General features: G+C 39.7%; 2 protein-coding genes. Both read right to left on the minus strand.

Annotated features, from left to right (window positions below; translation table 11 throughout):
• Window positions 1–254 precede the first annotated feature (254 nt).
• Complete coding sequence (gene rpe / locus NZ519_12280; protein ID MCS7029531.1) at window positions 255–899, minus strand: ribulose-phosphate 3-epimerase; 645 nt, start codon at window positions 897–899, stop codon at window positions 255–257.
• A 21-nt stretch (window positions 900–920) separates the two neighbouring features.
• Complete coding sequence (locus tag NZ519_12285) at window positions 921–4,457, minus strand: FAD-dependent oxidoreductase (GenBank protein MCS7029532.1); 3,537 nt, start codon at window positions 4,455–4,457, stop codon at window positions 921–923.
• Window positions 4,458–4,718 lie beyond the last annotated feature (261 nt).

Genomic DNA, 4,718 nt, shown 5'->3' on the forward strand with positions numbered 1-4,718 from the left:
AAGCGAACGCGTAGCCCGTAGCACGCCGACCTTGCCCATACAAGCGCAGCGAAGTATGGGCAAGGACACGCCCAAAAAATTAAAAATTTTTAAAAATATCTAAAAGCAGCTCTGGCAAGGGCTGTTAGTTATTATCCACTTGTATCGTAACCTTGACCGAGCTGCCCCATGAAGGCTCATTCCAAGTGGTAAGCTAACTTCAATAGCTTGGCGTTATTTAGACGTAAGTGAGATAGTCAGAGTAAGCTATCTGTTCACACTGCTTTAAGCAAAGCAATCATTTCTTTCGGATTGGAAGAAGCAAAGACAAAATTTCCTGCTACTAGTACATCTGCCCCTGCTTTTTTAAGCAATTCTGCATTTTCAAGGTTAACTCCGCCATCTACTTCAATAAGTGCATTTGAGTGGGTTTGTAGAATTGTATTTTTAAGTTTTTCTATCTTTTTGAAAGTGTGCTCTATAAACTGCTGACCTCCAAAACCAGGATTGACCGACATAAGACAAACTACATCTACTAAATACAATACCTCATAAACTTGCTCTACCGAAGTGTGCGGGTTAATTGCTACACCTGCTTGTAGACCTAGTTTCTTAATTTCAGATAAAGTTCTGTGTAAATGGATGCTAGCTTCCAAATGTACGGTCAATATATCTGCACCTGCATCTTTGAAGGTTTCTAAATATCGCTCGGGTTGCACTATCATTAAATGCACATCTAAGGGTTTTTTGGCGTGCTTTTTAATACTTTGCAATACAGGAATTCCAAAAGAAAGGTTGGGTACAAAAACTCCATCCATGATGTCGCAGTGAATCCAATCACAGACGGAATCGTTGAGCATAGTTACCTCATCTGCTAGTTTGCTAAAATCAGCAGATAGAATAGAAGGTGCTATTATCATCAAAAGCTAAAAACAAATGTATTAGACTAAGACGATTTGAGATTCAGGCGTTTTAGACTTTTCTGCTTGTTTGTACAAGTGCGTAAGCCATAAATTAGAAAGCTTTTCTAAAACAGAATTAGCTGCTAAGCGTTCGCTGAGGTTGGCAAAATCTACTCTGTCTAACTCTTGGTCTTGATTGAAGCATGAGAAAACAGGTTCAACCTCTTTGCCTGTAACTGGGTCTACATGCTTGCACAAGCATTGGGCGCAAATTTCTTTCATCATACATTGCATAGGAGAGTTAATGCTACCAATAGCTACGTGGTCAGGTTTGAAGATATCTTTGAATATAGTGTGCCTTGCTTGCTTAACTGCGTTCATCATCCTGTCTGAACCTATGGCAATAATACGGTCTATTTCAGTGAGCTTGATTGGTGTCTCGCCAAGTTCGCCCTTGTGATAAGCCATCATAGCCTGAATAATATTGCCCTTAAAAGTTTTATCTTGTTTTCTACGAGGTTGAATAGGTTCTCCTACATCGTTTGACCAGACTACGACATCAGTGTATCTTTCTATTTCATCTCTTTTGAACACGTCAGCAGAACTTTTGTATCCTGCAAAGTAAAGAACTCTGTTTCCTTTTTCTTTCATGGCTTTGGCAATAGAGAAATGGACAGCATTACCTAAGCCCCCTCCTAATAAAAGTATATTTTGATTTTCAGGAATGTATGTGGGTTCTCCTGTGGGTCCCATGAGTATGATGCGTTCGCCTTTTTTAAGTGTAGCCAACATGCGTGAACTGCTGCCCATTTCTAATGCAATAGTAGAGAGCCATCCTTTTTCTTTGTCTACCCATGCACCTGTGAGTGCTAATCCTTCTGTAACTAATTTTGTACCTTCAATTACTGCCGCAGTAGTTTCAAAGTTTTGCAAACGATAGAACTGACCAGGTTCAAACTTGCGTGCCGCTAAGGGTGCTTTGACAATAACTTCTACAATAGTAGGCGTTAAGCGAACTACATCTACTACTTCAGCAATAAGCAGGTCATCTAATTTACTTGCAAAATCATTCCATTCTTTGGTGTCCCCATTTAAATTTTGTTTGTGCGTAAGCACACGTACTACATCTTTGTAAAAGTCTTTGGCAGATGCCATTGCTTTGACAACGTTGCCATGGTAATCAGGGTGGTTATCTCCATAAAACGAAACAAACTTTCCTTTGTAACTAAATGATGTAAAGCAAGCTTTTTCATGGTCTTCCGCAGGTAAAAGTTTGGGATTTCCTTCTAAATCATAAACTATTTTATGCTTTTTGAAGTAGCCATTTTTAGGGTTAATCTCAAAAGTGCCTTTGTGCTCTTTGTTGTAGACAGTGTTCGGTGAAGTTCCTGCGGCAACAAATAAAGACCGACAAGGTAGAGTTACGTATTCTCCTGTATTTATCCACTTACCATCGGGCAGCATCTCCGTTTTTTCCATGATTATTGCAGAGATAGCACCGTATTCATCTTTTACTGCTTCTACAGGATTAACTTTCTCTACAATACCGATACCTTCTTCTAAAGCTTTGTGAATTTCCTCGTGGTTCAAGCGGTAAGCAGGTGAGTCTACCAATCTCTTACGATAACACATTTTTACACCCCCCCAGCGTTGTACCCAACTAGCAAAATCTGGGGTTTCTCCTGCTTTGTAGGCGCGCTCTCTTTCCTCTGCGATAATTTTACCGTGCTCTAAAAATTCTTGCAAAATAATCCTGTCTTCACCTTGAAATTGAGAAAGAACAAACTCTTCACCGTAGAGCTCTATCAATCTCTTGTAACGATTATATACCTTTTCTACCTGAATAGGATAGTAAGCAGCTACTTCTGTACTAGTGTCTATGGCAGTAAGACCTCCACCAATAACAATAGCAGGTAGGCGGACTTGCAAGTTAGCCATAGAGTCTTTTTTAGCTGCTCCGCTAAGCTGCAGGTTCATCAGAAAATCGCTGGCTTTGCGAATACCTCTTGAAAGGTTGTTTTTAATGTTGATAATCGTAGGTTTGCCTGCTCCTGTGGCTAAAGCTACATGGTCAAAGCCTAAGTCAAAAGCTTCTTCTACCGTGAGAGTTCCTCCAAAACGTACTCCGCCATAGAAACGAACATGGTTCCTACGAGATAAAGCAAGGTAAGTTAAGTTCAAGAAATTTTTATCCCAACGTACTGTAATTCCGTACTCAGAAACTCCTCCAAATCCGACGATAATCCGCTCATCTGTTTCTTTAATCAGCTCCTTGATATCTTTGATGGGTTTAGGTAAAATTCCATTAGCTACATCGCCAACTAACTCTTTTGACCAAGGTTCAAGTTTTAAGCCGTCTATACCTACCACTCCGAAACCTTCTCTTAGCAAGTAGTGCGTCAAGGTATAGCCTGCGGGACCTAAGCCCACTACTAATACTTTCTTTCCATTATACGGCTTTTCTACGGGACAATCACGGTTGAGTGGATTCCACTTTTGTAATAAGCAGAATATCTCAAATCCATAGGGCAATTGAAGGGTTTCCCAAAGACAAGCGGTTTCATTTTGGGGAATATTGACAGGTTCTTGTTTTTGATAAATACAGGACTTCATGCAGTCATTGCAGATTCTATGCCCTGTACCTGCTACGGTGGCGTTATCTATCATGATAATTGCTAATGCCCCTATGCTATGCCCTATGTTTCGTACTGCCTGGAACTCAGATATTCGGACATCTAGCGGGCAGCCATTGAGTTTTATGCCTAATGGATTGCGTTCTATTTGTTTTTCTTTGTTACGAAGACCTTTGCTGCATGAGTCTTTTTCTCTTTCATGGCAGGTCATGCAATAGTCGGTTTCAGCATCAATTTCTAACATGGACATACGCCTGTCTGTCAATTTGAAGCCATCGCGCCTGCGCCTGTATTTCTGTGGTCCGTAAAAAACAGGAATAGTGTTTTCTGTGCGAACTTCCAACTCTACTAACTGTTCAAAGTTCAACTTATGGGGCACACGATAAGAGACCCATCCTTGAGTAAGAGGTGTATTTTTAGCTTTGTAAAGCCATTGTAGTAAAGTTTGTATCTTTTCTTTTGCATCGGGTACATTATTTTTTTCCTCTTGAATGAGCTGCATCCCAAGTTGAGCAATTCTCTGCTCGGTGATAGGTTGATTACCTATCATTTCGCTTACTTTATGCGTTAACGTGTTGAGCTCCCAAGATGCAGCTTGAGAAGTGTCAAAGTTTTTATGGTACTTTTTGCCCATGAATTCCTTCTTGAACTGGAATATAATTTTTGTTTCCTGGGCACGTTCTACGTAGTATCCTGCTTCTTTTTCAATGTTAAAAAGCTTAGCAATAAACTTGCTTAAATATGGTGCCGTAGCTACTAACAGATTTCCTTCTTCAACAGGATTAAACTCTCTCTCTCTTCTGGTGTATGCAATAAAGTCTGAATATATTTCTTTGTTTTCTTGCTCTAAAAATTGATAAAACGTATGTAGCAAGTCTTGTAGCCGCTGCGGGTTGTATAAGTCCGCATATTTATAGCCAAACTGCAATTCTATATTTTGCATACTTTACGGTAATCCTGAATTCAAAAAACAAAACAAACAAACTTCGTACAAAATTGCAAATTTAACCTTAAAAAATGATATTACAACTTTTGCTCTATCTTGTTTAAGGTTTTTCAATCTATGTTTGGAACAAGTGATTGCTATTATGTTCTTTTTACACAGAGCATAGTAGTGCAAAAGTTAATTTTTAATTTTTTGGGCGTGCCCTTGTGGGCGTTTCGCTTGCGCTCATGCCCACAAGGTCGGCGTGCTACGGGCTAC

The organism is Bacteroidia bacterium (assembly GCA_025056095.1).
In the GTDB taxonomy this organism is placed as follows: Bacteria; Bacteroidota; Bacteroidia; order JANWVE01; family JANWVE01; genus JANWVE01.

What these genes read in the sequence shown, in the direction of transcription:
- NZ519_12285 (MCS7029532.1), bottom strand. Translation starts at nt 4,457, where the DNA reads ATGCAAAATATAGAATTGCAGTTTGGCTATAAATATGCGGACTTATAC.
- rpe (MCS7029531.1), bottom strand. Translation starts at nt 899, where the DNA reads ATGATAATAGCACCTTCTATTCTATCTGCTGATTTTAGCAAACTAGCA.